20 protein-coding genes are annotated in these 25696 nt (G+C 31.6%); 14 read left to right on the top strand and 6 right to left on the bottom strand.

What is annotated here, in order from left to right:
• Positions 1–13: 13 nt before the first annotated feature.
• Together ybeY and MHM83_RS02620 are read right to left on the bottom strand one after the other, a co-directional pair.
• On the bottom strand, positions 14–430 hold the full coding sequence (gene ybeY, locus MHM83_RS02625) for an rRNA maturation RNase YbeY (RefSeq protein WP_159488693.1): 417 nt from the start codon (positions 428–430) through the stop codon (positions 14–16).
• Positions 431–517: 87 nt separating this feature from the next.
• Positions 518–3811, bottom strand: coding sequence for a DUF4175 family protein (locus MHM83_RS02620; RefSeq protein ID WP_239178303.1), 3294 nt, complete (start codon positions 3809–3811; stop codon positions 518–520).
• 200 nt (positions 3812–4011) lie between these two features.
• Here MHM83_RS02620 and MHM83_RS02615 point away from each other — a divergent pair, with 200 nt between their 5' ends.
• From MHM83_RS02615 to gltX, 4 genes are all read left to right on the top strand, one after another.
• The gene (locus tag MHM83_RS02615; protein WP_073182351.1) at positions 4012–4245 is read left to right on the top strand and encodes a hypothetical protein; all 234 of its coding nucleotides are present in this window, start codon (positions 4012–4014) and stop codon (positions 4243–4245) included.
• Between the two features lie 129 nt (positions 4246–4374).
• On the top strand, positions 4375–5220 hold the full coding sequence (locus MHM83_RS02610; protein ID WP_159488689.1) for a hypothetical protein: 846 nt from the start codon (positions 4375–4377) through the stop codon (positions 5218–5220).
• Between the two features lie 97 nt (positions 5221–5317).
• On the top strand, positions 5318–5470 hold the full coding sequence (locus tag MHM83_RS02605) for a hypothetical protein (RefSeq protein ID WP_167712604.1): 153 nt from the start codon (positions 5318–5320) through the stop codon (positions 5468–5470).
• 104 nt (positions 5471–5574) lie between these two features.
• Positions 5575–7092, top strand: coding sequence for a glutamate--tRNA ligase (gene gltX / locus MHM83_RS02600; protein WP_073182349.1), 1518 nt, complete (start codon positions 5575–5577; stop codon positions 7090–7092).
• Positions 7093–7144: 52 nt separating this feature from the next.
• On the opposite strand, the gene MHM83_RS02595 is transcribed toward gltX, so the two are convergent.
• On the bottom strand, positions 7145–7738 hold the full coding sequence (locus tag MHM83_RS02595; protein ID WP_047788046.1) for an outer membrane beta-barrel protein: 594 nt from the start codon (positions 7736–7738) through the stop codon (positions 7145–7147).
• A gap of 56 nt (positions 7739–7794) precedes the next feature.
• Positions 7795–8229, bottom strand: a complete 435-nt coding sequence (locus MHM83_RS02590) for a hypothetical protein (protein ID WP_047788045.1) — start codon at positions 8227–8229, stop codon at positions 7795–7797.
• Between the two features lie 404 nt (positions 8230–8633).
• Between MHM83_RS02590 and MHM83_RS02585 the strand changes: the two genes are divergently transcribed.
• The 9 genes from MHM83_RS02585 (at position 8634) to MHM83_RS02545 (ending at position 22504) form a co-directional block, all read left to right on the top strand.
• Complete coding sequence (locus MHM83_RS02585) at positions 8634–9131, top strand: nuclear transport factor 2 family protein (RefSeq protein WP_173359039.1); 498 nt, start codon at positions 8634–8636, stop codon at positions 9129–9131.
• Positions 9132–9498: 367 nt separating this feature from the next.
• Entirely contained in the window at positions 9499–13068 is a 3570-nt protein-coding gene (locus MHM83_RS02580) for a hypothetical protein (protein ID WP_239178302.1), read from the top strand.
• Positions 13069–13312: 244 nt separating this feature from the next.
• Complete coding sequence (locus tag MHM83_RS02575; RefSeq protein ID WP_239178301.1) at positions 13313–14542, top strand: RNA methylase; 1230 nt, start codon at positions 13313–13315, stop codon at positions 14540–14542.
• A 149-nt stretch (positions 14543–14691) separates the two neighbouring features.
• Positions 14692–14940: a GIY-YIG nuclease family protein gene (locus tag MHM83_RS02570; protein ID WP_370641874.1), complete on the top strand. Its 249-nt coding sequence runs from the start codon at positions 14692–14694 to the stop codon at positions 14938–14940.
• A 520-nt stretch (positions 14941–15460) separates the two neighbouring features.
• A complete protein-coding gene (locus MHM83_RS02565; protein ID WP_239178300.1) occupies positions 15461–16378 on the top strand; it encodes a hypothetical protein in 918 nt (305 codons plus the stop codon).
• A gap of 461 nt (positions 16379–16839) precedes the next feature.
• Positions 16840–17250, top strand: coding sequence for a hypothetical protein (locus MHM83_RS02560; protein WP_239178299.1), 411 nt, complete (start codon positions 16840–16842; stop codon positions 17248–17250).
• Between the two features lie 99 nt (positions 17251–17349).
• Complete coding sequence (mfd, locus tag MHM83_RS02555; RefSeq protein WP_239178298.1) at positions 17350–20724, top strand: transcription-repair coupling factor; 3375 nt, start codon at positions 17350–17352, stop codon at positions 20722–20724.
• A 346-nt stretch (positions 20725–21070) separates the two neighbouring features.
• Positions 21071–21364, top strand: a complete 294-nt coding sequence (locus MHM83_RS02550; RefSeq protein WP_239178297.1) for a GIY-YIG nuclease family protein — start codon at positions 21071–21073, stop codon at positions 21362–21364.
• 279 nt (positions 21365–21643) lie between these two features.
• Positions 21644–22504 (top strand): DMT family transporter, encoded by an 861-nt coding sequence (locus MHM83_RS02545; RefSeq protein WP_239178296.1) that lies wholly within the window; start codon positions 21644–21646, stop codon positions 22502–22504.
• Here the strand turns inward: MHM83_RS02545 and MHM83_RS02540 are convergent.
• Together MHM83_RS02540 and dprA are read right to left on the bottom strand one after the other, a co-directional pair.
• A complete protein-coding gene (locus tag MHM83_RS02540; protein ID WP_047788036.1) occupies positions 22501–23586 on the bottom strand; it encodes a hypothetical protein in 1086 nt (361 codons plus the stop codon). The two genes, MHM83_RS02545 and MHM83_RS02540, sit on opposite strands and share 4 nt — an antisense overlap.
• Before the next feature lie 12 nt (positions 23587–23598).
• Complete coding sequence (gene dprA / locus MHM83_RS02535) at positions 23599–24696, bottom strand: DNA-processing protein DprA (RefSeq protein ID WP_239178295.1); 1098 nt, start codon at positions 24694–24696, stop codon at positions 23599–23601.
• 95 nt (positions 24697–24791) lie between these two features.
• Between dprA and MHM83_RS02530 the strand changes: the two genes are divergently transcribed.
• Entirely contained in the window at positions 24792–25682 is an 891-nt protein-coding gene (locus tag MHM83_RS02530) for an SPOR domain-containing protein (RefSeq protein WP_047788034.1), read from the top strand.
• The last annotated feature ends 14 nt before the right edge of the window (positions 25683–25696 follow it).

The following is a 25696-nucleotide window of genomic DNA, read 5'->3' as shown; positions in this document are numbered from 1 at the left end:
ACGTGGAACTCTTTTATTTTTTATCTAAAATTTCTAAACATTCATTTTCTTTAGAGCGCATAATTTGCTTCTCTTCATCCGTCTTATCTTTGTATTTCATGTAATGTAAAATACCATGAATTATTACGCGGTGTAATTCATTTTCAAAAGAAGTATTAAACTCCTTTGCATTCTCTTCTACTCTTTCTACTGAAATAAAAATATCACCTCCAACTAACTTACCTAACGTGTAATCAAAACTAATAATATCAGTTAATGTATCGTGTTGTAAAAACTCAACATTTATTTTATGTAAATAAGCGTCATCACAAAAAATATAGTTGATTTCTCCCAATTCAAAACCTTCTCTTTCGATACATTCTTGTATCCATTTAGAAGTATTTTCTTCATTGTTTAATTGAAACTCGGTTTCGTAATTAAATGCGATCATTTTTTTATATCAAATACTATTGTTATTATTTAAAAACATAATTAAAAAGCAATAGTATTTTTTATAATCTAAAGGCTTTTTAATACGTTATTTTCTATCCTTTGGAAGGCTAAAGTACTCTTGCACCTTCTTTTTGTAATTTTGGCGCAAAGGTAGTGATTGTCTGTTTAATATCTCAGTTTGGTTATAAAACAACTTTTTAAACTTCAATTCCTTAGTTGTATTGTTATTAAACTCTTGTAAATTGGTGTTTGATTTACGTTGTTTATCTCTGTTTTGTTCGAATGTAGCTTTGTCTAATTTAAGTAGCTCGTAGTTTAATTGCTGCATTCTATTAATACTCTCTTGTGTAAAACCTTTTTCCAAAATTTGATTTTCTAACTCCTCCATCTTTTTTAAAGCTTTTTTAGCTTCTTTATTCCCTGCATTTCCTTCGTTAATAGCATTTTTTAACTGTTCTCTAAGTTGTGATTGTTCTTTGTAAATTTGATATAATTCACCATCTAAATCATCACTTTGTTCACCGTTTTGCCCTTCTTTTTCACCTTTATTTTTACCGTCCTTTCCATCCTTTGGGTTTCCTTGATTTTTCTTTTGCATGCCTTGTTTCATCTTTTCCATTAATTCACTTTGCTTTTGAATGATGTCTGGCAAGCTAAACGATTTACCTTTTCCCTTCCCTTTTCCATTTCCAGGTTTAGGATTTTGCATAGCATCTAAAGTATTACTCAACATATCCGCTAATGTATTTGCTGAAGTCATTACATACTGTTGATTAGAGATTCCGTTTTGAAAATAATTATCTGCAAAATTTTCTAAAGATTGATCTAAGTTATAATGTGCTTGTGCTAAGTGATCTTGAATTTTTGAAGATATACTAGGAACTCTCATAGAAAGCACAAATAAGCTATCATCAATATGTTCAAAATAGGTTTTAAGTTGGTGTTGCTTTTGAAGGTTTTTACCAAAGTTTGGATGTGATGAATTTGAGGAAGAAAATTCATTCATTAAAGCTTCCTGATCAAATGAAAAAGTAATAAGGTTTTCTAATATTTGACGCAAATCTTCCATGTTTTCTTCTTCCATTTCAGCACTCATCGATTGCATTGATTGTTGCATTTTCTGACTCATTTGCTGCATTTTTTTAGCAGCCTCTTTTTGATTTTTCTTTGTTTCAGAAGCGTTATTTTTATCTAAATTTTCTTCAGCTTTATTAAGCTCTTCTTGAGTTTGTTTTTCTAAATCTTCCATAGAAGGCATTTCCATGGGTTGTTTTAAACCTTGATTATCTTTTTCTAAATCATCTAACTCTTTCTTTGCCTTTTGAAACTCTTCATTAATTTGTTGCTGTTCTTCTTTACTAGATTCTTTGTCACTTAACTCTTCTTGTTTTTTTGACAAATCTTCTAGTTTGTTTGCTAATTGATTCATCTTTTGTTCTACATAAAAGCGCTTAGTCATTTCTAAAATACGTTCCAAACTACGTTCTTGTTGTTTGTTTTGTTCAGTTAGTTCTTTTGTCTTTTTAATTAAATCTTCTTTCTTAAGTTTATCAGCAAGCTTGTGTAATTCATCTAGTAATTTTTGTTGCTTTTCTAACTTTTTAAGTTCTTCAATACGCTTTTTAAGATTTTCTTTTTTCTGCTCAAGAGTTTCATTTTCCTCTTTCTTTTCAGAAAAATTCTCTTGTAATTTTTGTGTTTGACGTTGCATCATTTGCTTGTATTGCTCCTGACGCTTTATTAAATTCTGAATTTTCTTTTGATCGTTCCAGTTAATATTCTTTTTGTTTTGTAAATCAAACTGTATTTTCTCTAAATCTTTCTTACTTTTTTGTTGTTGATCTAGTGAGTTAGTTATGTTTTCTATGTAGTTTTTTTGTTCTTGTAATAGCTCTTCCTCTATTTCTTCTTTTGTTTTTTGTTGGTATCTAAACTTTCTACTCATGGTTTTTTTACTACCATTTACAAGATCATTATCGTATACTTGAAAGTACATTTCATAGTCTATTCCCTCTTTTAAATCCAAACTTCCAGGAAATTCAAAATAAAAGGTTTGAATGTTCTCTTTATTTATTTTAATTACTTGATTATTAGTGTTTTGATTATTTTTTTTATCGTAATAAACCAATTCTAACCTCTTAAAACCATAATCATCAGCAATTTGACCAACAAACTGGGCATTTCCACGTGAAATACTATCAATATTTGAATTTACATTGATAGTTGGATATTCATCTTTAGTTACATTAATAGAAAACTGTAGCTGTTCGTAATCTGTTAGATTTTTGTTAGATGTTGTAATTTGATAATTAGTATTATTCAGTACACGTTTAGAAAACTCAAATTCGTTATTTTCTTTTTGTTTAAAAATTGTTCTTTTTTCTTTTTCTATAAAGGTAACTGTATCGGTTTCAGAAGTTTTAATATCCCATTTTATAATTGTTCCTTGTGGAACATTTAAGTTTCCGGTGTTGTTAATTGTTTCAGAAGCTTTTCCTATGTATGATGGATAGGTTAGATTTAATGAAATATTTTGAATCGATGGAGTTTTAATAATCGTTATAGTATACTCATTAGATTCAATTCCGTTGGCACTTGCATAAAATAAAATAGGATTTTGAACTTCAGAAAACGTATATGAAAACAAACCATTTCCTTCACTTTCCATAAAGTATTGTTGATTATTAAAATGAATTTTGGTTTCCTGAGGTATTACCTCCCCTTCTGTTTGTATATATACAGTTATATCTTTTCCTTTAATAACACGTAAATCTTTTGAGGTTAAATTAAAATAAAAAGGAGCTGGAGGATTATATGCTACTGAATGATTTACTACACGATTAAAACTTTGTGAGAGCTTTTTAGAGGTTCCTGTAAGTAATGAAATTCCCCAAATTAAGAAAGGAATTAAAACATATTTTACATACTTTCTATTTCTACTAAAGTCAATGGCCTTATTAAAAGAAACAGGTTGTAATTCTTTCGATTTTTGTTCAATACTAGCAGCTAATAAATCAGACTGCTGATTGTTTTGTTGTAGCTGTAAAACATTTAATAATTTATCTTTTACTTTAGGAAAGTGATTTCCGATAATTTTAGAAGCTTCTTCAAAAGAAATTCCTTTTTGTAAACCTGCAATTTTAAAAATAGGAAAACAAATAAAACGGAAAAATAAGAACACTTCTACTATAATAAATAACCAAAATAAAAAAGTTCTGGCGGTTGGTTTTAACCACAAAAAGTATTCAATAAACAGAGTAAAGAGCAAATAAATTAATCCTAAAGAAACAAATAAAATGCTTCCTTTTATCAATTCATTTGTATAAAACTTCTTACTAAACTGCTTTAGCTTTTGCTGTATTTTATTAAAATCTTCCATATCTAAGTATAAAAATACGTGTTTTAAGAGAGAATTTTAGTTAAAGATTTATTTAAACCCCTATTTTTCATTAATAATCCCCTTTAAATATGTTATTTGAAGAAAAAATAAGGATTTACCATACCTTTTATAAGGGAAAAAAGACGAAGAGTTTTTAAAGTTGAATTAAATTGCTGGTACTAATTTTAAAAACTTTAAAGATGTTAAAAAACATTTCAAGCTTAGGTGTTTTACTTAATAAGGTAGCACAAAAAAACATAAAAGGAGGTTTCTTTTCAGGAAATAATGGATGTGATATTACAGGTTGTCATGAAAGGTATCCGGGAGGAAATGGATATGTAGGTTTTGGAGAAGGTAATCCATGTGCGTTTGATACACCGACAGGAATAAGTTGTACAGGGATTATACAAAATCATTTATGTTGTATAAGCTAAGATCCAGAAAATGTATGAAAGTAGTGTTAATTAAAATACTACTTTATTTTTTAGAAAGGTATTATAAAAAATAATATCCTTTTGTAAGGAATGAAAGCTTTTGTAAACTAATTATAAAATCTTTTAAGCATGAAACAACTAATTTTACCAGCATTATTTTTAATTACATTTAATGCTTTTTCTCAAAGTCCATGGACAAAAAATAAAAATGAAGGATATCTTCAAGCTTCATTTACTACTATTGGAAGTTATGATAAAATCTATGGTAATCCAGACTACAAACCCCAACGAGAAATCACCGACAATACAGTACAACTGTACGGAGAATATGGTGTAACAGACAAAACAACACTATTTGCTAACATTCCTTTGAAAATGGTTAAAACAGGTGACTTTACTGAAGATATGTCTGTAATTTTTCCTTCTTTTACTATTGAAGAAACTTCTGAAACTTTATTAGGAAATATTCAATTAGGAATAAAACACAACTTTTCTAATAATAAATGGTTGTTATCAGGACAACTTTCTATTGAAGCGAATACAAGCAGTTATAAAGAAAATTCAGGAATACGAACAGGCTATGATGCGTGGACATTCACACCGTTGTTTTTAACAGGAAGAGGTTTTGATTCATGGTATATACAAGCATTTACAGGATTTGATATTAGAACAAACGACTATAGCTCTAACTATAAATTAGGAGGAGAAGTTGGTTACAAAGCACTAAATTGGTTATGGGTAGCAGGATTTTTAGACGGTGTTGCTTCTTTAAAAAATGGTGATGTAATACTACCTCAAGAAAATTTAGCTACAGGTTTGTATGTAAACGATCAAAGCTATGCTGCCTTTGGACTTAAGTTTATAGGTGAGTTCAATAAATCTTTTGGAGCTAATGTTGGTTTCGGAGGTGCTTTTGCGGGAAGAAATGTAGCTAAAGCTCCAGCATTGAGTTTTGGATTGTATCATAAGTTTTAAAAAAGTAAGGCTTTTCCTTACATTTTGTAAGGTAAAATAAACGAAGAATTTTTAAAGTTAAATTAAATTGCTACTACTAATTTTAAAAACTTTAAAGATGTTAAAACACATTTCAAATTTAGGTACTACCTTAAAAAAGACAGAGCAGAAAAATATTAATGGAGGTTTCGGACTTACCAGGTGTAAATATGATCAAGACTGTCCAAGAAGAGATATGTATTGTTTTCATGGCTACTGCCAGTATAAATAAAATTTTAAAAGCGAGTTTAACTCGCTTTTTTCTTTTTTTCTCTTACCTCCCTTTTCTTTTCTATCAACATAAAACTATCTTTGCGCTTTCAAATCAATAAAAAAATGACTGAGAACGTAAGAGTACGCTTTGCTCCGAGTCCGACAGGACCATTACACATAGGTGGTGTAAGAACTGCTTTATTCAATTATTTATTTGCTAAAAAACATAACGGAACCTTTGTTTTACGTATTGAAGATACCGATCAAACACGTTATGTAGCTAATGCAGAAAAATACATAATCGATTCTTTAGAATGGTGTAACATTCCGTTTGATGAAGGTCCAGGTAAAAACGAAAAATTCGGACCCTATCGTCAGTCAGAACGTAAAGATTTGTATAAAAAATACGCAGATCAGTTAATTGAATCTGGTTGGGCATATTATGCTTTTGATACAGCTGAAGAATTAGATGCACACCGTAAAGATCATGAAGAAAAAGGAAAAACCTTTATTTATAATTGGCATAATCGTTTAAAGTTAAACAATTCGTTGGCTCTTTCTGCTAATGAAGTTTCAGAAAAAATAAATGCAGGAGAAAAGTATGTGATCCGTTTTAAAACTCCACAAGACGAGACCTTAATTTTACAAGATGAAATCCGTGGTACGATTAAAGTGGAAACAAACACCTTAGATGATAAAGTATTGTTTAAATCTGATGGTATGCCAACATATCATTTAGCAAATATTGTAGATGACCATTTAATGGAAATTTCACATGTAATTCGTGGTGAAGAGTGGTTACCTTCTCTCCCACTTCATGAGTTATTATATCGTGCATTTGATTGGAAAGCACCAAAATTTGCACACTTACCATTAATTTTAAAACCAGTAGGAAAAGGAAAATTAAGTAAGCGTGATGGCGATAAACTAGGTTTTCCAGTATTTCCGTTAGAATATACCAATGAGCAAACAGGTGATGTTTCACGTGGATACAAAGAAGACGGTTATTTTGCTGATGCATTTATAAATATGTTAGCATTCTTAGGATGGAACCCAGGAACAGAACAAGAAATTTTTAGTTTAGAGGAATTAACAGAAGCGTTCGATTTAGCGCGTGTAAGTAAATCAGGAGCTAAGTTTAGTCCAGATAAAACAAAATGGTTTAACCAACAGTATTTACAACAAAAGTCTAACAAAGAGCTTACAGCCTTATTCATACCTATTCTTGAAGAAAAAGGCATAACAAAAGATAAAGATCAGGCAGAAAAAGTAGTTTCTTTAATAAAAGAGCGTGCGACGTTTGTAGCTGATTTTTGGGAGTTATCTAACTTTTTCTTTGAAAACCCTTCAGAATATGATGAAAAAGCGGTTAAAAAACAATGGAAAGATACTACGAGTGAATTAATGCAAGAATTAGTAGAAGTAATTTCTAAAATAGAAGATTTTTCAATTGAAAATACTCAAACAGAAATCAAAGGATGGATTACTTCTAAAGAAATAGGATTTGGTAAAGTAATGCAACCACTTCGTTTAAGTTTGGTAGGAAAACTAGCAGGTCCAGATTTGTTTGATATCATGACAATGATAGGCAAAGAAACTACTATTACCAGAATACAAAACGCGATTAACGCGTTATCATAAAGCAAAAAAAAGCCGCTTTTAAAGCGGCTTTTTTGTATATTAAATTAGAAGATTAAAACATACAACCTCCTAAATGTTTTGCAGCATTACGAGCATTGTTATCACCTCCATTGTTCCAATTTAGTTTAAATACAACACCCAGAGTTCCTTGAATATGTGAACGCATACTTTCATAACCTTCAAAAGAATGTTTGTAGTATAGCTGTGGGTTAATACCAATATTATCACTAACCCAATAAATTCCACCAGCACCAACATTAAGTGTAGGTGTCATTTTACGTTCAGAATCTACTACACTACCTCCTATAAAAACATACGGAGCAAACTTGTTAAAAATAGCATTTAAGTTATAACGAAATGAAGCATCCATAGAAAAATACTTTGCAGAGTTTTTGATAAAACCAACGTCATCAATAGTATTAAAAGATACAGCACCATCTAAAGAAAAACGATCGCCAATAGGCATGGTTAAACTTACAGTAGGCACTTGAAATAAATATTGATCACCAATAAAAGCGGCGTCACTTTCACTAAATTTTGTTATTCCAAAACCTACACCTATTTGCCAAGAGTCGTTTAAATTTTGTGAAAAAACAGACGTTGTTAAACAGGTAAGTATTGCTATGAATAAAATTTTATGTTTCATCGGGAGATAAGTGTTTAGAGTAATAACTGGTTTAATAAGTTTTTAGTATAATTATTTTAATTGGCATTTACCTTTTTAATAGCTTCGGTAAAATTATCTAAGTCGTTATTGTTTAAAACTAAATGAACGGCTTCATCGCAAACTTTTTCAGCATTATCAGTAGAGAAATGTAAAGCTATAGCTATTTTACGTAGTATACCAACTTCTTCTTTGGCTACATTTTCATCAGCAAAAATCATTTTTGTTAAATGAAATAAACGTTCAATACGCTCTTCGTAACTAATAGGTGCATTTATTGGATACTTCTCAGGATTTTTTAAAATACCTTTATATTCTTCCTCGTTAATATTTAATTTTTTTGCAGCTCTGTCCAATAGTAATTGTTCTCCTTCAGAAATTACTCCATCAGTTTTAGCAATTTTAACTATACTAGCAAAGTGTCCTATTTCTTGTTTATGTTTTCCACTTGAATATAAATCTGATATTGACATAATTTTTTTTAAATTTTTTTAATTGAAAGTAAAGTGTATTTATTTAAAAACAAGTTTTAAATAAAGTCACAAAAATATCGCCGAAAGTTAACAATTCTAGTCAAAAACGAAGTATTATTTTTTCTTATCGTAATTTATAAATACATAAGATATGTTAATTTAAAACAGTGTTTTTTTATCTGATTTAAAGGCTTTTTATTCTTAGCTAATACAAATCCTTAGGGCAGCTTTTTTAAACCCTTTAAAACACCGATTACGTTAGTTTAAATAAAAAAGATAGAGAAAAAATAAAAGAATAAATAATACTTATAAAACTAAAAATAACAATTGATAAAACTTAAAGTAGTTTTCACTCTTTAAAAATCACTAACTTGTTAACAAATGAAATTCTAATCTTATCAAAAATGAAAACGGTATATACTATTTTAATTTTATTAGTTTCGGTTGCGTTGAGTTTTTCACAAAACAATGGAATAATAGAAAAAGAAGTTAATCAACAAATATGGCAACCATTTAAAAAATCTTTTGAAGCTAGAGATTGGGAATCATTTAATAATTTACATACTAACGATGTGTTAAGAGTAAATAAGTATGGAATTCGTATAGGAGAGGAATACAAGAATTCAATACAAACATCCTATCAAAAACCAACAACAAAAAAAAGACAAATAGATTTTTGTTTTAATCAAAGAATCTATAAAGAAAACACAGGTTATGAAGTAGGGTATTATCGGGTCATATATACTGAAAAATATAAAGAACCTCGCACAGTATATGGTAGGTTCCACGTGGTACTAAAAAAAAAGGAAAATACTTGGTTAATTGCACAAGATTGGGATACTGACACTATAAATGGAAAATCAATTACCAAAGAAGATTTTGAGTCAGGTAAATGTTTGTGAATTAGATAATAACTTTTAAGTTCTCTTATTCTACATTTTTTATTTCGACTTTAAAGAGAAGTCTGTTTTAATTTTTAGTAGCAAACATCCTATGAAAACTGAAGCTGGCTTAAAAAAATGTATCTAATTCAAAACTAAATAACTAAGAAAAACACCTTTTTTTCATCTGTTAAAGTATTGTAAAATTTGAATTTTATTAAGTGTAAAACCTGAACGAAAACGTAAATTTGTGTAGAGTTTTGCGCAGAGTTCCCCACGATTGTTAATTACTTCAGCTTAAAAAAAGAATAGCAAAAACATTGCTGTAGTTTCTATTCAGTCACTCTTCTCAAAAAAATTGAAAAGAAAACTAAAAATTTTATTGTAAATGAATCAATTTGATAAGCATCAAATCATTCCTTTTTATTTAGGAAACGAAACCTCTATTAAAGAAGCTCTAGTAAAGTACAAAGAACTATTAGACAGCAATAAAGCAGTCGTAAACCAGGTGTTTGATGTAGAGTTTAAAATTATTGAAAACGATACTCAACGTCGTATTCAAGTAGCAGATACCAACAATCAAAAGTTGGTAAAAAATGCACTGAACATGGGACCAGATGGAGGTTCAAGCTATTACCCAAACCATATTGGAGATACTGATGAAATTTATATTTCAGAAGTACTCTTTTTTGCCATTGCACTAGAGTATCCTTCATTAAAAGAAGCGGTAGTTACCACCGCAAAAGCAATAGTAGCACACAGTAGGCGTTTTAATGATACTTGGAATTTATGGATAGACGATATGCGTGTTTTTGGTATCGAGGCGTTGTATATGCTAGCGCTAACAGATGCTAATTATACCTACTTATTATCGCAATTTTTAATTCCTTATTGGGATGATGAACACGCTGTAGGTTACGAAGAGTATTTACGCGATTTATTCCAAAAAAATGGATGGAATAGACCTATGATTAAAGCTTTTATTTGGTGTGATAATAGTTATTTTAGACAAGCAATTGTAACATCACAAGAAAAATCATTAGGAAATTATTTAAAAGCAAATCCAGAAGAATATACCTATTTTAAACGAGCGCTTCAAGAGCGATTTGTAGAAGAACCAGTACTATTACCTTACGGTGATGATGACCCAGAAGAAACGCATCCTGTATTAGATATTTACTTCAGTTTAGTAGTTGTTGCTGAAGAATGGGCTGAGTCGATAGAGGATAATGAAGAGGTATTACAAGAACATTTTATTGAAGACACCTTAGAAAATGAGGCATTTGATTTAGAAAAAAAGATTAAAAATACACTTCAAAAACCTTTAAGTAAAATTAATGAAGAGGCGCAAAGAGAAAAGGACGAAGACGAAGAAAGAGAAGCCTATTTTGATAATTATGAATATGGAGACGGTTTAAAAAGTGTAAAAGAGTTAATCTTACATTTACATCGTGGTGCAGATCTTTGGAAATATGTACAAACAGGTCAACATAAAGAAGCTTTAAACGATTTACCACAGACAGATTTATTACCCTTAGCTAAAGAGCATGCTCGTGTTATGTACTTACGAATGCTGTATTTCACAGGTGGTTATCGTGATGAAAATGAAGTTCGTGAATCTCTAGAAAATATTATTAGTGATGTTACAGCAGAATTGCTGTCATTAGAAGAAGATGATGTTGAAAAAATCTATCAAAACGGTCTAATTCTTACCATTAAAACACGACCTACAGGTACACCAGAAGATACAGAAGTAGCACAAAGACAACAAGAACGTAACGCTATGTATTTACGTATACTAGATGTGTTTTATTACGCCTTTGGTAAAAAACCGTTTGATGACGATATTAAAGATGTTGTAACTAAAAACGATCCTTTATTAAGTGTTGAAGAATATCAGCAACGTTATCATCCGCAGCTTTCAAAAGGAGCAACACCAGAAGAGAAAGAAAAGCATGAAAAAAATATCATAATAGAAGTATTACGAGAGTTTGCAGATCTTGATACAAAACTTTCTAAAAAGAATTTTGACGATGCAGCTTTTGTTTTTGAAGAAAAAAGAGAACGACGCGATTGCTCTTGGTGGCCAAAAGACAATTTAGGATGTTGTGCTTTAGCAACGCACCTACTTTTTCAAGACTTTCAACAACGTGTTGGAGATGATTATACACAAAGACTTTTTAAATACGTTAATGAAAATGTTTGGACGTTGATAGCTAAAATGGTAGAAGAATCATTGATAAATCCTATTGATGAAAAAAATAAAGACTTAGATCCTATTAAAGAGCAAGCTTTAGGATATATTACTGAGGTAAACAGCACGTTAACGGAAGAAGAAGCACTAGAAATATTCAAAAAAGTCTTACGAGTAGACAAAAAAGAAGAAGCAAGTACTAAACAAAAAAAGTACGATTTATTCGATAATGCCTACGAAGACAATCAACGTACAGTACTTATTTGTTATTGGTTATCACAAATGCCATTACCAAGTCAGCATCAAGCAAAGCGATTGTGGAAACTATGGGTTGCTTTAGCTCCACAAAAAGTAATACAATTATTAGCAAAAATAACAGCAGACGATGAATACGACTATTCGTTTGAAAACCCATTAAAAGAAATTGATTTTTACGACAGAATTGAAAAAAATGGAGTACCAAAATCACAAAGTATTGCTTTTCAAATGGTAGTAGCTCAAAAAATGTTTCATAATAGTTGGGAAGGAGATAAAGCCCCATATTTAGTATGGTTAGATAAATATAATGAAATAGACAGTACTGCAACAGGTATGTTTGATGTAATAGATAAAAAGCGTGCACTAGCCTTAGATGAAGGAATGCACTGCATTGATGCATATAGACGAATTGAATATTTTATCGATTTATCGTTACAAAATGAACGTTTTCCTTTCAATCAACCAGAAGCATTTAAAGAAACAGTAAGTAAATTATTTCAAGAAAACTTAGTACCGTGGTATAAAAGATTGGCTACATACAATGCCAGTGTATGCAAAAGTTTTTATAATTACTACAACTATGAAAATAAAGAAACTTCTGCTTTAGAAAAATTATCAATATCATTTCATCCAAACGCAGTTACCAACCTTTCCACAAAAATTAACGACTATAACCAAGTTCAATTACTTCAAAAGAAAGGAGAAGAACTCGTTATTTTACAGTTAGATAAATCGTATAATGACCATAGGCTTGAAGACTCACAAATAACATCAAAAAAAGTATCATTACCATACGGTCAGTTTGTGTTATTTCCAGAAGAAATAGATACAGAAGCAATTTTAAACGCCATTCGTAACCAAACTACCGATGCAGAAGATGTTGAAATGTTAGTTACCAAATTACAAGAATATTTAGATGATGAGGTGAGTTATGCAGATATGGCATCATTATGTAATAAAATGCTCAAAAAAGAAGATTTCAACGCCTATGATAGAAATTATTCAGCGATGACAATTCAGCAATTTATTTGGATGCTATCTGAGGAAAAACAACATCGTTTTATCAAACTTTTTGCAAATCACAGCCTCGAAGGAACCAAAATGTTGACGAGAGACTTTACCAAAGCATTTTTACGAATGAAAGTACGTGAAAAAGAAGTTAGTTTAGAAGAAATAAGAGAAAAATCAGAAGAAGAAGAGTACAAAGAAGCAGCATTTACATACCTACTAAACCTTTTGGATAGTTTAGAAGTTAATCCATTATACATTGCAGATATAGCACTTGATGAATATAATGAAGCCTCAAAACATTGGTTTATTGCTTTAGGAGCAGAAAAACTGTTTGATTTATCACAAAACTTTTCAGTTGACAAACGTGTAGAACTAATAGAAATGCTTTCCGAATCTGAAGAAGCTACAAATGTTTTAAAACCTTTTTTAGAAGATGTATCCAGAATGGTAAGAGATGCTGCAGAAAGTGTCTTAAACACTTCAGAAACGATGTAAAAACAAAAAGCTGTCTATTTTAGACAGCTTTTTTATTCATACCTTTATTGTCATTTAAACCGTCATTGCGAGTGCTAACGAAGCAATCTTTCAGTCGTTTGTTCCCAACAAACAAATTACTTCACCCCTCACCTACATCATAATAACATAGAGCAGGTATAACTGATTAAAATAAAGGAATAAAAGCGTAAAAATAATTTTCAAAATACCTTATTTTTATCAACATAAGCTTTAAAACCAACCTATGAACAACGAGAAGAATTCTGAAACTTGGAAAAAACTCTATCAAAACTCACAAGAACTCACCAAACCAACCTCTGTAGATAACATACTTTCTGATGACGATGTAATCTTTTTAAAACAAGAATTAAAAAACATCATCAATCGGTTTTTAGACAAAGGAGAATTGCACAAAGGCATCAAAGTATACATAAACCACGAACTTCAAAACGGAATAGCAGAAGAAATGGTAGCCAATAGACCAAAAGAAGAGGAAACTATTGAGCAATGGTGTAAGAAGCTCTTCGAAGATCAAAAATTCGGAGTTGTTTTTAATAGCTTGGAAAGCTTTAGTAATAAATTTACCGAGAGAATGTGTCACATTGTAGCTCCCTTACTTCAAAAAGCAGGAATGCCTTTAGGCGGACTCTCTTTTTTGTTTTTTATGGGAAACTATGGTTTTACACCTTTCGGAATTCATAAAGAAGCCAAAGGAGAAGAAGGTTTTTTGTTTCATTTAGGCCCCAACCATAAAGATTTTTACACTTGGGATATTGAAGAATACAACCAAATAGAACACAATACTCAGGTGTTCCACGAGGTAGATACAATGCTGCCAACATCTACAACATATCCGTTAAAAGCAAAATCGGCCATGTTTATTCCGCATCATGTATATCATATTGCAAAAACTGATGAGTTTTCGTTGAGTGTGGTAATGGATTATATAAATCCGTCCAGAGATTATTTAGAAAAAACAATTGCCACACAAATAGCCTCAAAAGAGCTACAAAAAAATCCGAATGTAGGGTATTTACCACCAGTAGATGTAACCACCGAAGAATTGGATTGGAATAGCTTATTAAACCGTAAAACGTGGGAACAGCAATACAAAAAAACACTTTCAAAATATATTACTAGGCTAAAAAGTAACGCAGGAGTTTTACAACCTTCAATAGTTGAGAACAAAGAAAGTTTACCCAACCCGCCATTTCAAATTAAGGGAAAGACAATTTTTCCGTTGTTAATACATACAGAAAACACAGAGAAAACCTGTATAATGGCAAGAGGAAATGAAGTTGTTGTTAGTAATAACTCACAACTAAACACAATTATAGAAAAGCTAAACATAGGAGAAACCATAAGCTTTGAAGAATTACAAAACCACCTCACTCCTACTTGGGAATTGATGGATGTATTTGATTTTGTAAGTCAGTTAGCACGAGTTGAAGCGATTGTTATTCATAAGGGATAACCTTACTGTCATTTCGAGCGATAGCGAGAAATCTCTCTCAAGGGAGTCAGAAATACCTGTGAAAGTACCTAACACGCAATTTTAAGATTTCTCAGTCGTCACCTCCTTCGAAATGACACTAAAAAAATTATTCTATCTTTAAAAGAAAAATGCTAAACAAATACGTTGTATACATCATTACAAACAAGAATAAAACCACATTGTATATTGGTGTTACCAACAATCTTCAAAAACGATTATCTCAACATTATTTTGATAGCGAGCATGCTAAAAAATCATTTGCAGGAAAATATAATTGCTATTATTTGATTTATTATGAAGCTTTTGAAACGATAAACGAAGCAATTCACAGAGAAAAAGAATTAAAAAAATGGAGTAGAGAAAAAAAGAAAACTTGATTAACAGTTTCAATCCTGAGTGGCGTTTTTTGAATAATGAAGTGTTTTAATTAATACTGTCATTTCGACCGCAGGGAGAAATCTCACTCACGGGAGTTACAAATACACTTGAAAGTGTTCAATACACAATTATAAGATTTCTCACTTCCGTTGCACTCCAGTTCGAAATGACGTTGAAGTTGCATGGTGTCCTGTCATTTCGACCGCAGGGAGAAATCTTTTTAAAGAGAGTTACAAATACTCTTAAAAGCTACAAACACCCTTACAAACTCACACACAAATAAATAACCCTTGCCTCCCTCCTCTTTTTTTTACTATGTTTAACACGCTAAAAAAGTAAAAAGTAGTACTACCCCTTATCTCAACTATTTTTTCTTAAAAAAGTAAAAACATACTTCTTTATGGATTACCGTAAAGAATTGTAATTGAATATATCTACCTTTGTTGTATTAAAAAAGCTTTTATATACTGAAATAAAGGTATATGATGATTTGTTTTTACAAAAAAACACTTTTAATAAATGAATTTAAATCTTGAAAATGGCGTTAGTCTTAAAATAGAAGGAGAGCTTGGTAAAAACCAAACTCTTTCTGTAGATGCTTTGATAAAAATAGCTCAAAATTTACAAGATTTAATTATTACAATAGCAAAATATGATTTACCAGCTGATGAAGCGATTGACTTAAACAATTTTAAAATTGAGTTAATAGATTACTCAAAAGGAAGCTCAATTCCATCTTTTGCTCTTTCTTCAAACCCTACATTAATTACAACATCGGACGTTTATAAACAAAGAGAAGTTGTAAGTGAAAAATTAAACTCATTATTACATATATCCGATAAAGGAACATACTATGATTTAAAAGAGCTGTATCCTGAGCCCACAAAAAGAAATCAATTCGTAGAAAAGTTATACAACTTTAATAATAGCTTTAAAGACTCACCGGTTTCAATTTATGAAAAAGACAAAGAAGGGTCATTTTATAAACTTCAAAAGTTTAAAAGTACAGTAAAAAAAAATTTACTTGTAGAAGTGAAGCAGCTTGAAGAAAACAAAACGGTTGAAGAAGGATTGGCTAGAGTTAAAATTTTTAAAAAAGGAGAAAAAACCACGAAGACAAAGGTACATGAAGTGATTTTATCAAAAAACCACTCTTTATCTTACTCACCAGAAATTATAAACATAAATGAGAAGCAATATATTTTAAAATTTCCTCTAAGATGCCTATTTGAAAAAGAAGAAGATTATTATTTAATTGAACATGAAGCATTAGATATTATTGGAACTGGGTTAACTCAAGAGGAAGCTGAAAACAATTTTAATGAAGAGTTTGACTTCTTGTTTACTAGATTAAATCAAATAGATGATGAAAAATTAACAAATCGATTAATAGGGATTAAAGTAATGATTAATAGTTATATAAAAGAGATTGTCTAATATGGTATTGAATAAGAAAAAAGCGTATAAAAATTTAAAAAAGAAAGGATTTGTAGACTCAATAAACCATAGTGGCGATCATAAATATCTTGAGTTCATACACAATGGAAAAATATGTTTCTTCACCAAACTAAGTAATGGTAGTAAGAAAGATCTTGACAATTATTTAATAAGTCAAATGTCTAAACAGTGTAAAATTTCCAAAAATGAATTTGCCGATTTGGTAAATTGTCCTTTATCAAAAGAAAGGTACTCAGAAATATTAAAAGATAAAGGTTATTTAGATTAAAAAATATCAAAACAAAACTTCTCACACACAAAAAAAATCCTCAGACATTTACGTAAAATTTTATACGTCGAGCAAACAATCTATTGTGAGTCTGTTTCAAAAAGACACTTGCTAAAACAGTTTTGGTAATTATTTACTTTTCTAAAATAGTAATCACTCTATATTACGAACCATGAAAACTAATTTTCACGAAGAAATAAGTCACCTTAAAAGAGTAGAAGAAAAAGAGAATAATAGACAACAACTTGGTAAAAAAGAAATTCGTAAACTTAGAATGTACCATGAGAATTTGTCCGTAGATTATATTGATTTTTTAAAAAATATTGGTGCTGGAAGTTTTAGAGAAAAAGCATTCAGAATATATGAAGGGTTATTTTATCTAGAAGAATTGGGTATTTATCCCTCGATTGATGTGAATAACAAGATAAAGTTCTTTGGAGATGATTATGAAGATGAATATTTTGGGTTTGATTTAAAAACTAAAGATTGTTTAGTTATTGAATATTCTCCAGGAGGCGATGAAACTATTCACGAAACAGGAAAATCCTTTAAAGAGTATATTAGAGAGAAAATATTTGAATAAAAAGCATTTTCCACTGCACTAAATAATATAAGTAAGAGTTAAAAAACAACCCTTTCAATAAAAAATAAACCTCGTACATTTGCGTAAAATTTTTGTACGTTGAGCAAGCAAGCAATTGTAAATCACTATCAACAATCTGAGAATGTAAAACAGATTGTTAATCAGCTTCAACAAGATCCACACCATTTTCAACTAACGAATTTGGTCGGTTCTTCGTTGTCTTTTGTCATTTCCGAAACTTTTAAACAAGCCGATAAACCCTACTTGTTAATTTTTAACGACAAGGAAGAAGCTGCTTATTATCTAAACGATTTAGAACAGTTATTGGGCGATAAAAACGTGTTGTTTTATCCGGGTTCGTATCGCAGACCGTACCAGATTGAAGAAACCGACAATGCCAATGTACTGCTACGTTCAGAGGTGTTAAACCGTATCAATTCGCGTAAAAAACCTGCGATTATTGTTACCTATCCTACTGCGCTGTTCGAAAAAGTAGTCACCAAAAAAGAGCTAGAAAAAAACACGCTTAAAGTGGTAGTGGGTGAACAAGTATCGCTCGATTTTGTCAACGAAGTACTGTTTGAATACCATTTTAAACGTGTCGATTTTGTAACCGAACCAGGAGAGTTTTCGGTACGTGGTGGAATTATCGACGTGTTTTCGTTTTCTCACGACGAACCCTATCGTATTGAGTTTTTTGGTGATGAGGTAGACAGCATCCGAACCTTTGATGTAGAAACGCAACTTTCTAAAGAAAAACTGAAGAAAGTGAGCATTATGCCCAACGTAGAAAACAAAACATTGCAGGAATCGCGAGAAAGCTTTTTAAAATACATATCAGCAAAAACCGCGGTTTTTGTGAAGAATGTAGATTTATTAAGCGATTCGTTGGATAAATTTTACCGAAAAGCAGAACTATCGTTTAACGAATTATCTACCGAAATCAAACATGCAAAACCCGAAGAACTGTTTTGTAACGGTGAGCTCATTCGAAATCAACTACAAGATTTTACAACGGTTGACATTGGTAAAAACCGTCATTCCGAACGAAGTGAGAAACCGCAAGGTTCAGCGGAGCTAAATCTCACTAACGTAAGCATCAACTTCGATACTCACCCACAACCCTCTTTCAACAAAAAATTCGACCTGTTAATTCAGAATTTCAACGAGTTTTCGGCTAAAGGATTCACCAATTATATTTTATGTTCTAACGAACAGCAAGCACAACGTTTCCACGATATTTTTGACGACCATGAAGAAGAGGTTTCTTATGAAACCATTGTGTTTCCGTTGTATCAAGGATTTGTGGATATTGATAGCAAAATTGTTTGTTATACCGATCATCAAATCTTTGAGCGTTATTACAAATTCCGACTCAAAAATGGATATGCGAAAAAGCAATCCATCACCCTACAAGAGCTCACCAAATTAGACGTAGGCGACTATGTAACGCATATCGACCACGGTATTGGAAAGTTTGGCGGACTTCAAAAAATAGATGTAGAAGGCAAAAAACAGGAAGCCATTAAGTTAATTTATGGCGATCGTGATATTTTATACGTAAGTATTCATTCGCTACACAAAATTTCCAAATTCAACGGAAAAGACGGAAAACCACCTAAAGTATACAAACTAGGGTCGAATGCTTGGAAAAAAGTCAAGCAAAAAACTAAAGCCCGTGTAAAACATATTGCGTTCAACTTAATTCAGTTATACGCAAAACGAAAACTACAAAAAGGATTTGCTTTCGGACCCGATACGCATATGCAGCACGAGCTGGAAGCGAGTTTCTTATACGAAGACACACCTGATCAGTTCTCTTCTACCCAAGAGGTAAAAACTGATATGGAAAAAGAACAACCAATGGATCGTTTGGTATGTGGTGATGTTGGTTTTGGAAAAACAGAAATTGCCATTAGAGCGGCTTTTAAAGCGGTAGATAACGGAAAACAGGTTGCGGTGCTTGTACCAACTACAGTTTTAGCATTTCAGCACTTTAAAACCTTTTCTAAGCGATTAAAAGACTTTCCGGTTACGATTGACTACCTAAACCGTTTTAGAACCACAAAACAGCGCAAAGGCGTGTTAGAAGGGGTTGCTGATGGAAGTGTAGATATTGTAATAGGAACGCACCAGTTAACCAATAAAGCAGTTCAGTTTAAAGATTTAGGATTGTTGATTATTGATGAGGAACAAAAGTTTGGGGTAGCAGCGAAAGACAAACTAAAAACCATTAAAGAAAACGTAGATACGTTGACTTTAACGGCAACGCCAATTCCGCGTACTTTACAATTCAGTTTAATGGCGGCGCGAGATTTATCGGTGATTAAAACGCCACCACCTAACCGTCATCCCATAGAAACCAATGTAATTCGCTTTAGTGAAGAAACCATTCGCGATGCGATTTCGTATGAGATTTCTCGTGGTGGACAGGTGTTTTTTATCCATAACCGTATTGAAAACATCAAAGAAGTAGCAGGATTGTTACAACGTTTGGTGCCAAGTGCAAAAATTGGCATTGGACACGGACAAATGGAAGGAAAAAAGTTAGAAGAACTCATGCTTGGTTTTATGAACAATGAGTTTGATGTGTTGGTGTCTACCACGATTATTGAAAGTGGATTGGATGTACCGAATGCGAATACGATTTTCATCAACAATGCGAATAATTTCGGACTGTCGGATTTACACCAAATGCGTGGTCGTGTAGGGCGTTCAAACAAAAAAGCCTTCTGTTATTTTATCACACCACCGTATCATCACATGACCGATGATGCACGTAAACGAATTCAGGCATTAGAACTGTTTTCTGATTTAGGAAGCGGATTGAACATTGCCATGAAAGACTTGGAAATTCGTGGTGCTGGAGATTTATTAGGTGGAGAACAAAGTGGATTTATTAATGATATAGGTTTTGATACCTATCAGAAAATCTTACATGAGGCCATTGAAGAACTGAAGGAAAATGAATTCAAAGACTTATACCCTACAGATGAAAGTGCACCAAAAGAATATGTAAAAGAGGTGCAAATTGATACCGATTTTGAAATTCTGTTCCCAGATGATTATGTAAACTCAGTAACCGAACGTTTGAGTTTGTACAACAAATTAGGAACCTTAACTACGGAAGAAGAATTACAAACCTTTGAGACCGAAATTATCGATCGTTTTGGAGAATATCCAACTCAAGTAGCCGATTTATTAGACAGTGTTCGTATTAAATGGTTGGCGAAAGAATTAGGTTTAGAAAAGGTAATTTTAAAGCAAAAACGCATGTTAGGTTATTTTGTATCCGATCAGCAAAGTGCTTTTTATCAAACCGAAGCATTTACCAAAATGTTGAGGTATGTACAGCAAAACCCGAAGAGTTGTGTAATGAAAGAAAAGAAAACCAAAAACGGATTGCGCTTACTCATCACATTTATTAAAATTGATAGTGTACACAAGGCGTTAGAAACCTTACAGAAAGTATAAAACGTCATTGCGAGCGAGGAACGAGCGAAGTAATCTGTTTATTAAGAACTCACGACTTAGAGATTGCTTCACTTTAGTCTGTCTTGAGCGACAGTCGAAAGATTCGCAATGACGGTACAAAGAAGTTGTCTGTTCGAGTGGTTTTCACGATTAGAATGAGTGAAAATTGTATCGAGAACTAGTTTGTATACATCTCGATACAAATTTCTTCCTTCTATCGAAAAAGAAATTCACTCGATGTGACAATTAAGCTCACAACCAAAATATGGGTATGCTCACTTAGCAATGACGGAATAAAGAATTGTCATTTTTGTAAAAAGTAATTAGTTTGTTGATAAATTTTAAAATGAAAATATACTTTGTTTACATATTACAATGTTCAGACAAAACCTATTACACAGGAGTAACTTCAAACCTATCTCAACGAATATTTCAGCACCAAAATGGAACTTTTAAAGATAGTTATACTTCAAAAAGAAGACCTGTTGAATTGGTTTTTTATTGTGAGTTTACTAACGTAGAAATGGCTATTGAAAAAGAAAAACAAATTAAAAAATGGTCTAGAGCAAAAAAAGAAGCTCTTATAAATAATGAGTTTGAAAAACTACCGAACTTAGCAAAGAAGAAGTTTAATAATTAAGCTCTGTCTGTTCGAGTGGTTTTCACGATTAGAATGAGTGAAAATTGTATCGAGAACCAGCTTATATGCATCTCGATACAAATTTCTTTCCTCTATCGAAAAAAGAAATTCACTCGATGTGACAATGTAAGCTCATAACCGAAAGGTTACCGCGCTCCGCTCGCAATGACGAGAACAAACAAAACGTCATTTCGAGCGGTAGCGAGAAATCTCATTCAATTGAGTAACTCATCTTCTTAAGATTTCTTCCTCTGGTTGAAATGACATACATTTACCCTCATGCAAACTAAACATATTAAAAACCTTTCAGGGCTATTATTAGCTACCTTATTCATCAGTACATCGGGTGTGTTAGGTAAGTATATTGCAATGCCTTCAGAAGTTATTGTGTGGTTTCGTTCGGTGATTGCTATGGTGATTTTGTATGTCTTTTGCCGATTCAAAAAGATTGATTTAACCATACAATCAAAAAAACATTTGTTTCCTTTTTTAATGGGGGGAATTTTTATGGGTGCACATTGGATTACTTATTTCTATGCGTTAAAACTGTCCAATGTAGCTATTGGAATGTTGTCATTGTACACCTTTCCGGTCATGATTGCCTTTTTAGAACCCCTGTTTTTAAAAATAAAATTCAACCCGATTCATATTGTTTTAGGGTTGATGGTGTTGCTAGGTTTATACATTCTAGCTCCTGATTTTGATATTAAAAATACACAAGTACAAGGCGTGTTATTTGGCTTGCTTTCTGCATTGTGTTATTCTGTTAGAATTTTGATTTTAAAGCAGTATGTACAGCAATACAATGGAGTAATGTTAATGTTTTATCAAGTGGTAATAATTACCATAACTTTAGTTCCCGTTTTATTTTTTATGGATGTTTCAGGATTTCAAGAGCAACTCCCCTATTTACTATTATTAGCCTTGTTAACTACGGCTATCGGACATAGTTTAATGGTACATTCACTACAGTTTTTTTCGGCATCAACCGCAAGTATAATTAGTAGCATTCAACCTGTTTTTGGAATTTTGTTAGCGTTTATTTTCTTAAACGAAATTCCTACGTGGAACACGTTTATTGGTGGAAGCTTAATTTTAGCAACAGTGATTATTGAAAGTATTCGAAGTAGAAAAGGCTAGTGTAATCTTTGCTGTTGTTGAATAATGGTTTTCATACTCACATCTTCGTAATTTCTACGAACAAAAGTTAATGCACTGTCTAAAACTTCACCCATACCATCACTATCTCTAAAATTAATATCTCCTGTAAATTCAAAAATTTCTGATTTTAATTGTTCGATATTTTTTGGTATAGAAATATTATCTGATTTCATAGCGGAAAGCAAACGATTCAATCGAGAACGAGAACCTAAAATTCTTTTAGCAACAATTGATCGCTCTTCTATTTGATATTGCTCAATAGATTCTGAAGTAAGCTTATCTCCTACTAGTTGAACGAGCTTTAAATTTTCTTTAAAAAACTGTGGATAATACACTTTAAATTTACCTTCGTAACATTGCTGGTCAAAATCTATCGGACGAATTTTATACACAACATTTTCAAAATCGTGTGTAGGTACTACTACGTAGTTATACGAACGCATATCGCCCAACAAACGAATCATACAACGCTCGTTAAATTTAACAAACTCTTTAGCCAGTTGTGCTTTTTCAATGTCTAAACAATCATCTAAATAATCATTGATAAAAACATCTCCTGGAATTCCTGATATATGCTCTTCTATCAACGTGTCTTCATATACCAAAAAGTTTAGGTTGTAAGGAGATAAAATATCCTCTAACTCTAGTCCGTAAATACGAGAAGCATCGGTTTTCTTTACGTAAAAATAGGTGTAGTTATCATTTAAAATATTTCGAATTTTTATACGAAAAGGTTTAGAGTTACCAAACGTACAAAAATCGATAGCATCAACATTTAAATGCTTAATACTAGCATCAGAACCGTTAGAGTGTAAGATATTATATACTTTTTTTAGGTATAAATCAATTTCAGCCCGCTCAAACTCATTATAAAAAACACGTATCCATAAGGTATCATTATCGTGTTTATCATACACAGCAACCGAACCTTGAAAACGCAACAAATCATCATAAAAAATAGGAATTTTTATAGTTCTGTTATGTCTTTTTAAGTAGTTTCCTAGTTTTTTAGTAACAGGAAAAGCTGGTTTTTTTTGTGATATGAGTTTATATTCTGACATGCTTCAAAGGTACTAAACTTCAAACATTTTTCCGGGTAAAGGTTTTATAACCCCTTTTAATTCCATTTGAACCAAAATAGAGGATAGTTGATAAGTAGGAAGATTACAATCTAACGCAATAACATCTAACAACTGTTTACCATTTTGTTGTAAGTAATTGTGTATTTTTTGTTCGGTTTCATTCAAATCAACAAAAAGCTTGTTTTGAATAGGTGCCGAGGCTCTCGGCAGATCCCAATTAAGCATTTTTACAATATCTTCAGCAGAGGTTAATAAATGTGCTTGATTGTTTTTAATGAGGTTGTTACAACCTTTGCTATATATATCGGTTGCTCTACCCGGTAGCGAAAACACATCACGATTGTACGAATTGGCAATATCAGCAGTAACTAACGACCCTCCTTTTTTAGCAGATTCAATAATAATGGTTGCTTTAGATAGCCCAGCTACAATGCGATTTCGTTTTAAAAAGTTTTCTCTCATAGGTTGCTCATCGTGCCAAAACTCGGTAATAAAACCACCATTCTCATTTACTTGATGAATATATTTTTTATGTGTTTTTGGGTATACTTCATCCAATCCGTGTGCTAAGACAGCAATAGTTTGCAGGTTGTTTTTTATTGCAGCTTTGTGTGCGCAAATATCTACTCCATAAGCAAAACCACTTACAATTATAGGATTGTATTCTTTTAAGTCTTTAATAAGTTGATTGCAGAAATCGCGTCCGTACGAACTCATTTTCCGAGTTCCTACAATCGAAATAATTTTATCATTGTTTAAGTTGAGGTTGCCGTCTTTAAAAAGTAAGATTGGAGCATCAATACAATGTTTTAGCTGTTGCGGATAATTGTCATCTAAAAAATAAGAAAAAGTAGTGTTGTTTTGTTGAATATAATACAGCTCCTCCTCTGCTCTTTTCAGGTTACTTTCATCAAAAAGATATTGAGTTACATGAGTTCCTATTCCGTTAATTTTATGGAGTACATTTTTCTTCTCTAAAAATACTTGTTCAACACTTCCTACAGAGGTAATTAGCCTTTTTGCCAAAATATCACCTATGTTTTTAGTTGCTTGTAAACGTAAAATAGCAAGTAATTTTTTTGTATTCATGATAGCAATAATTTGAGTATCAATATACAAAAAACTGTTGATAAAAATTACAAGATTACTTGAAAGTAATTCACTAAAAAACTATATTTGTTATTATGACATTAGCCAACTACATTAACGATTTATTATATAGATACGATTGCGTAATTGTTCCTAATTTTGGAGGATTTGTAACCAATAAAATTGGTGCTAGAGTAAATACAACTACTCACACTTTTTATCCGCCAAAAAAACAACTCACGTTTAATGCATATTTACAGCATAATGACGGTTTATTGGCAAATTATATAGCTTCGAGTAAAAATATTTCTTTTGAAGAAGCTACTGCTTTTATTGCAGAGGAAGTTGCACAATGGAAAGAAAAGTTAGCAACAGCAACTGTTACTGTTGCTTCTGTAGGAAGCTTGTCATTAAACGAGGCAAAACAAATTATTTTTGAACCAAATCCATCAAGTAACTTTTTAAAAGAATCTTTTGGATTAGCTGAGGTTTCAACACCTTCTGTAGAAAGAGTAAAAGAAGTAACAATTAAGTCATTACCTACTACTAAAGAAAACAGAAAAACAATTCCGTTGTATTTAAAAAGGACTGCCGCTGCAGCTGTTTTTGTAGGAATTGCCTATGTGGGTTGGAATGGTGTTCAAAATCAACAACAAGTATTAGCAAATCAAGAAGAAGCTGTTGAGAAGAAAATTCAATCAGCAACTTTTGTAATAGAGAATCCGTTACCAACAATTAACTTAAACGTTAGTAAAGAAGATAGAAACTTTCATATCATAGCTGGAGCTTTTCAAGAAGAGCATAATGCTGAAAACAAATTAACAGAGTTAGAAGATAAGGGCTATGATGCTTCTATTGTTGGAAAGAACAGATTAGGCTTAACTCAAGTAGCTTTTGCAAGCTATGCAACTAAAGAAGAAGCTAGAAAAGCTCTAGAAATTATTAAAGAATCTGTTAGCGAAGACGCTTGGTTATTGGTTAAATAAACTACATTTATTTT

The organism is Tenacibaculum sp. Mcav3-52 (genome assembly GCF_022347665.1).
GTDB classification, from domain to species: Bacteria; Bacteroidota; Bacteroidia; order Flavobacteriales; family Flavobacteriaceae; genus Polaribacter; species Polaribacter mesophilus.
This window is presented reverse-complemented; position numbering and strand designations above follow the sequence as displayed.

What these genes read in the sequence shown, in the direction of transcription:
- MHM83_RS02575 (WP_239178301.1), top strand. Translation starts at nt 13,313, where the DNA reads ATGAACAACGAGAAGAATTCTGAAACTTGGAAAAAACTCTATCAAAAC.
- MHM83_RS02550 (WP_239178297.1), top strand. Translation starts at nt 21,071, where the DNA reads ATGAAAATATACTTTGTTTACATATTACAATGTTCAGACAAAACCTAT.
- MHM83_RS02610 (WP_159488689.1), top strand. Translation starts at nt 4,375, where the DNA reads ATGAAACAACTAATTTTACCAGCATTATTTTTAATTACATTTAATGCT.
- MHM83_RS02590 (WP_047788045.1), bottom strand. Translation starts at nt 8,229, where the DNA reads ATGTCAATATCAGATTTATATTCAAGTGGAAAACATAAACAAGAAATA.
- MHM83_RS02540 (WP_047788036.1), bottom strand. Translation starts at nt 23,586, where the DNA reads ATGTCAGAATATAAACTCATATCACAAAAAAAACCAGCTTTTCCTGTT.
- ybeY (WP_159488693.1), bottom strand. Translation starts at nt 430, where the DNA reads ATGATCGCATTTAATTACGAAACCGAGTTTCAATTAAACAATGAAGAA.
- MHM83_RS02530 (WP_047788034.1), top strand. Translation starts at nt 24,792, where the DNA reads ATGACATTAGCCAACTACATTAACGATTTATTATATAGATACGATTGC.
- MHM83_RS02605 (WP_167712604.1), top strand. Translation starts at nt 5,318, where the DNA reads ATGTTAAAACACATTTCAAATTTAGGTACTACCTTAAAAAAGACAGAG.
- MHM83_RS02545 (WP_239178296.1), top strand. Translation starts at nt 21,644, where the DNA reads ATGCAAACTAAACATATTAAAAACCTTTCAGGGCTATTATTAGCTACC.
- MHM83_RS02595 (WP_047788046.1), bottom strand. Translation starts at nt 7,738, where the DNA reads ATGAAACATAAAATTTTATTCATAGCAATACTTACCTGTTTAACAACG.
- MHM83_RS02580 (WP_239178302.1), top strand. Translation starts at nt 9,499, where the DNA reads ATGAATCAATTTGATAAGCATCAAATCATTCCTTTTTATTTAGGAAAC.
- dprA (WP_239178295.1), bottom strand. Translation starts at nt 24,696, where the DNA reads ATGAATACAAAAAAATTACTTGCTATTTTACGTTTACAAGCAACTAAA.
- MHM83_RS02615 (WP_073182351.1), top strand. Translation starts at nt 4,012, where the DNA reads ATGTTAAAAAACATTTCAAGCTTAGGTGTTTTACTTAATAAGGTAGCA.
- MHM83_RS02565 (WP_239178300.1), top strand. Translation starts at nt 15,461, where the DNA reads ATGAATTTAAATCTTGAAAATGGCGTTAGTCTTAAAATAGAAGGAGAG.
- MHM83_RS02560 (WP_239178299.1), top strand. Translation starts at nt 16,840, where the DNA reads ATGAAAACTAATTTTCACGAAGAAATAAGTCACCTTAAAAGAGTAGAA.
- MHM83_RS02620 (WP_239178303.1), bottom strand. Translation starts at nt 3,811, where the DNA reads ATGGAAGATTTTAATAAAATACAGCAAAAGCTAAAGCAGTTTAGTAAG.
- gltX (WP_073182349.1), top strand. Translation starts at nt 5,575, where the DNA reads ATGACTGAGAACGTAAGAGTACGCTTTGCTCCGAGTCCGACAGGACCA.
- MHM83_RS02585 (WP_173359039.1), top strand. Translation starts at nt 8,634, where the DNA reads ATGAAAACGGTATATACTATTTTAATTTTATTAGTTTCGGTTGCGTTG.
- MHM83_RS02570 (WP_370641874.1), top strand. Translation starts at nt 14,692, where the DNA reads ATGCTAAACAAATACGTTGTATACATCATTACAAACAAGAATAAAACC.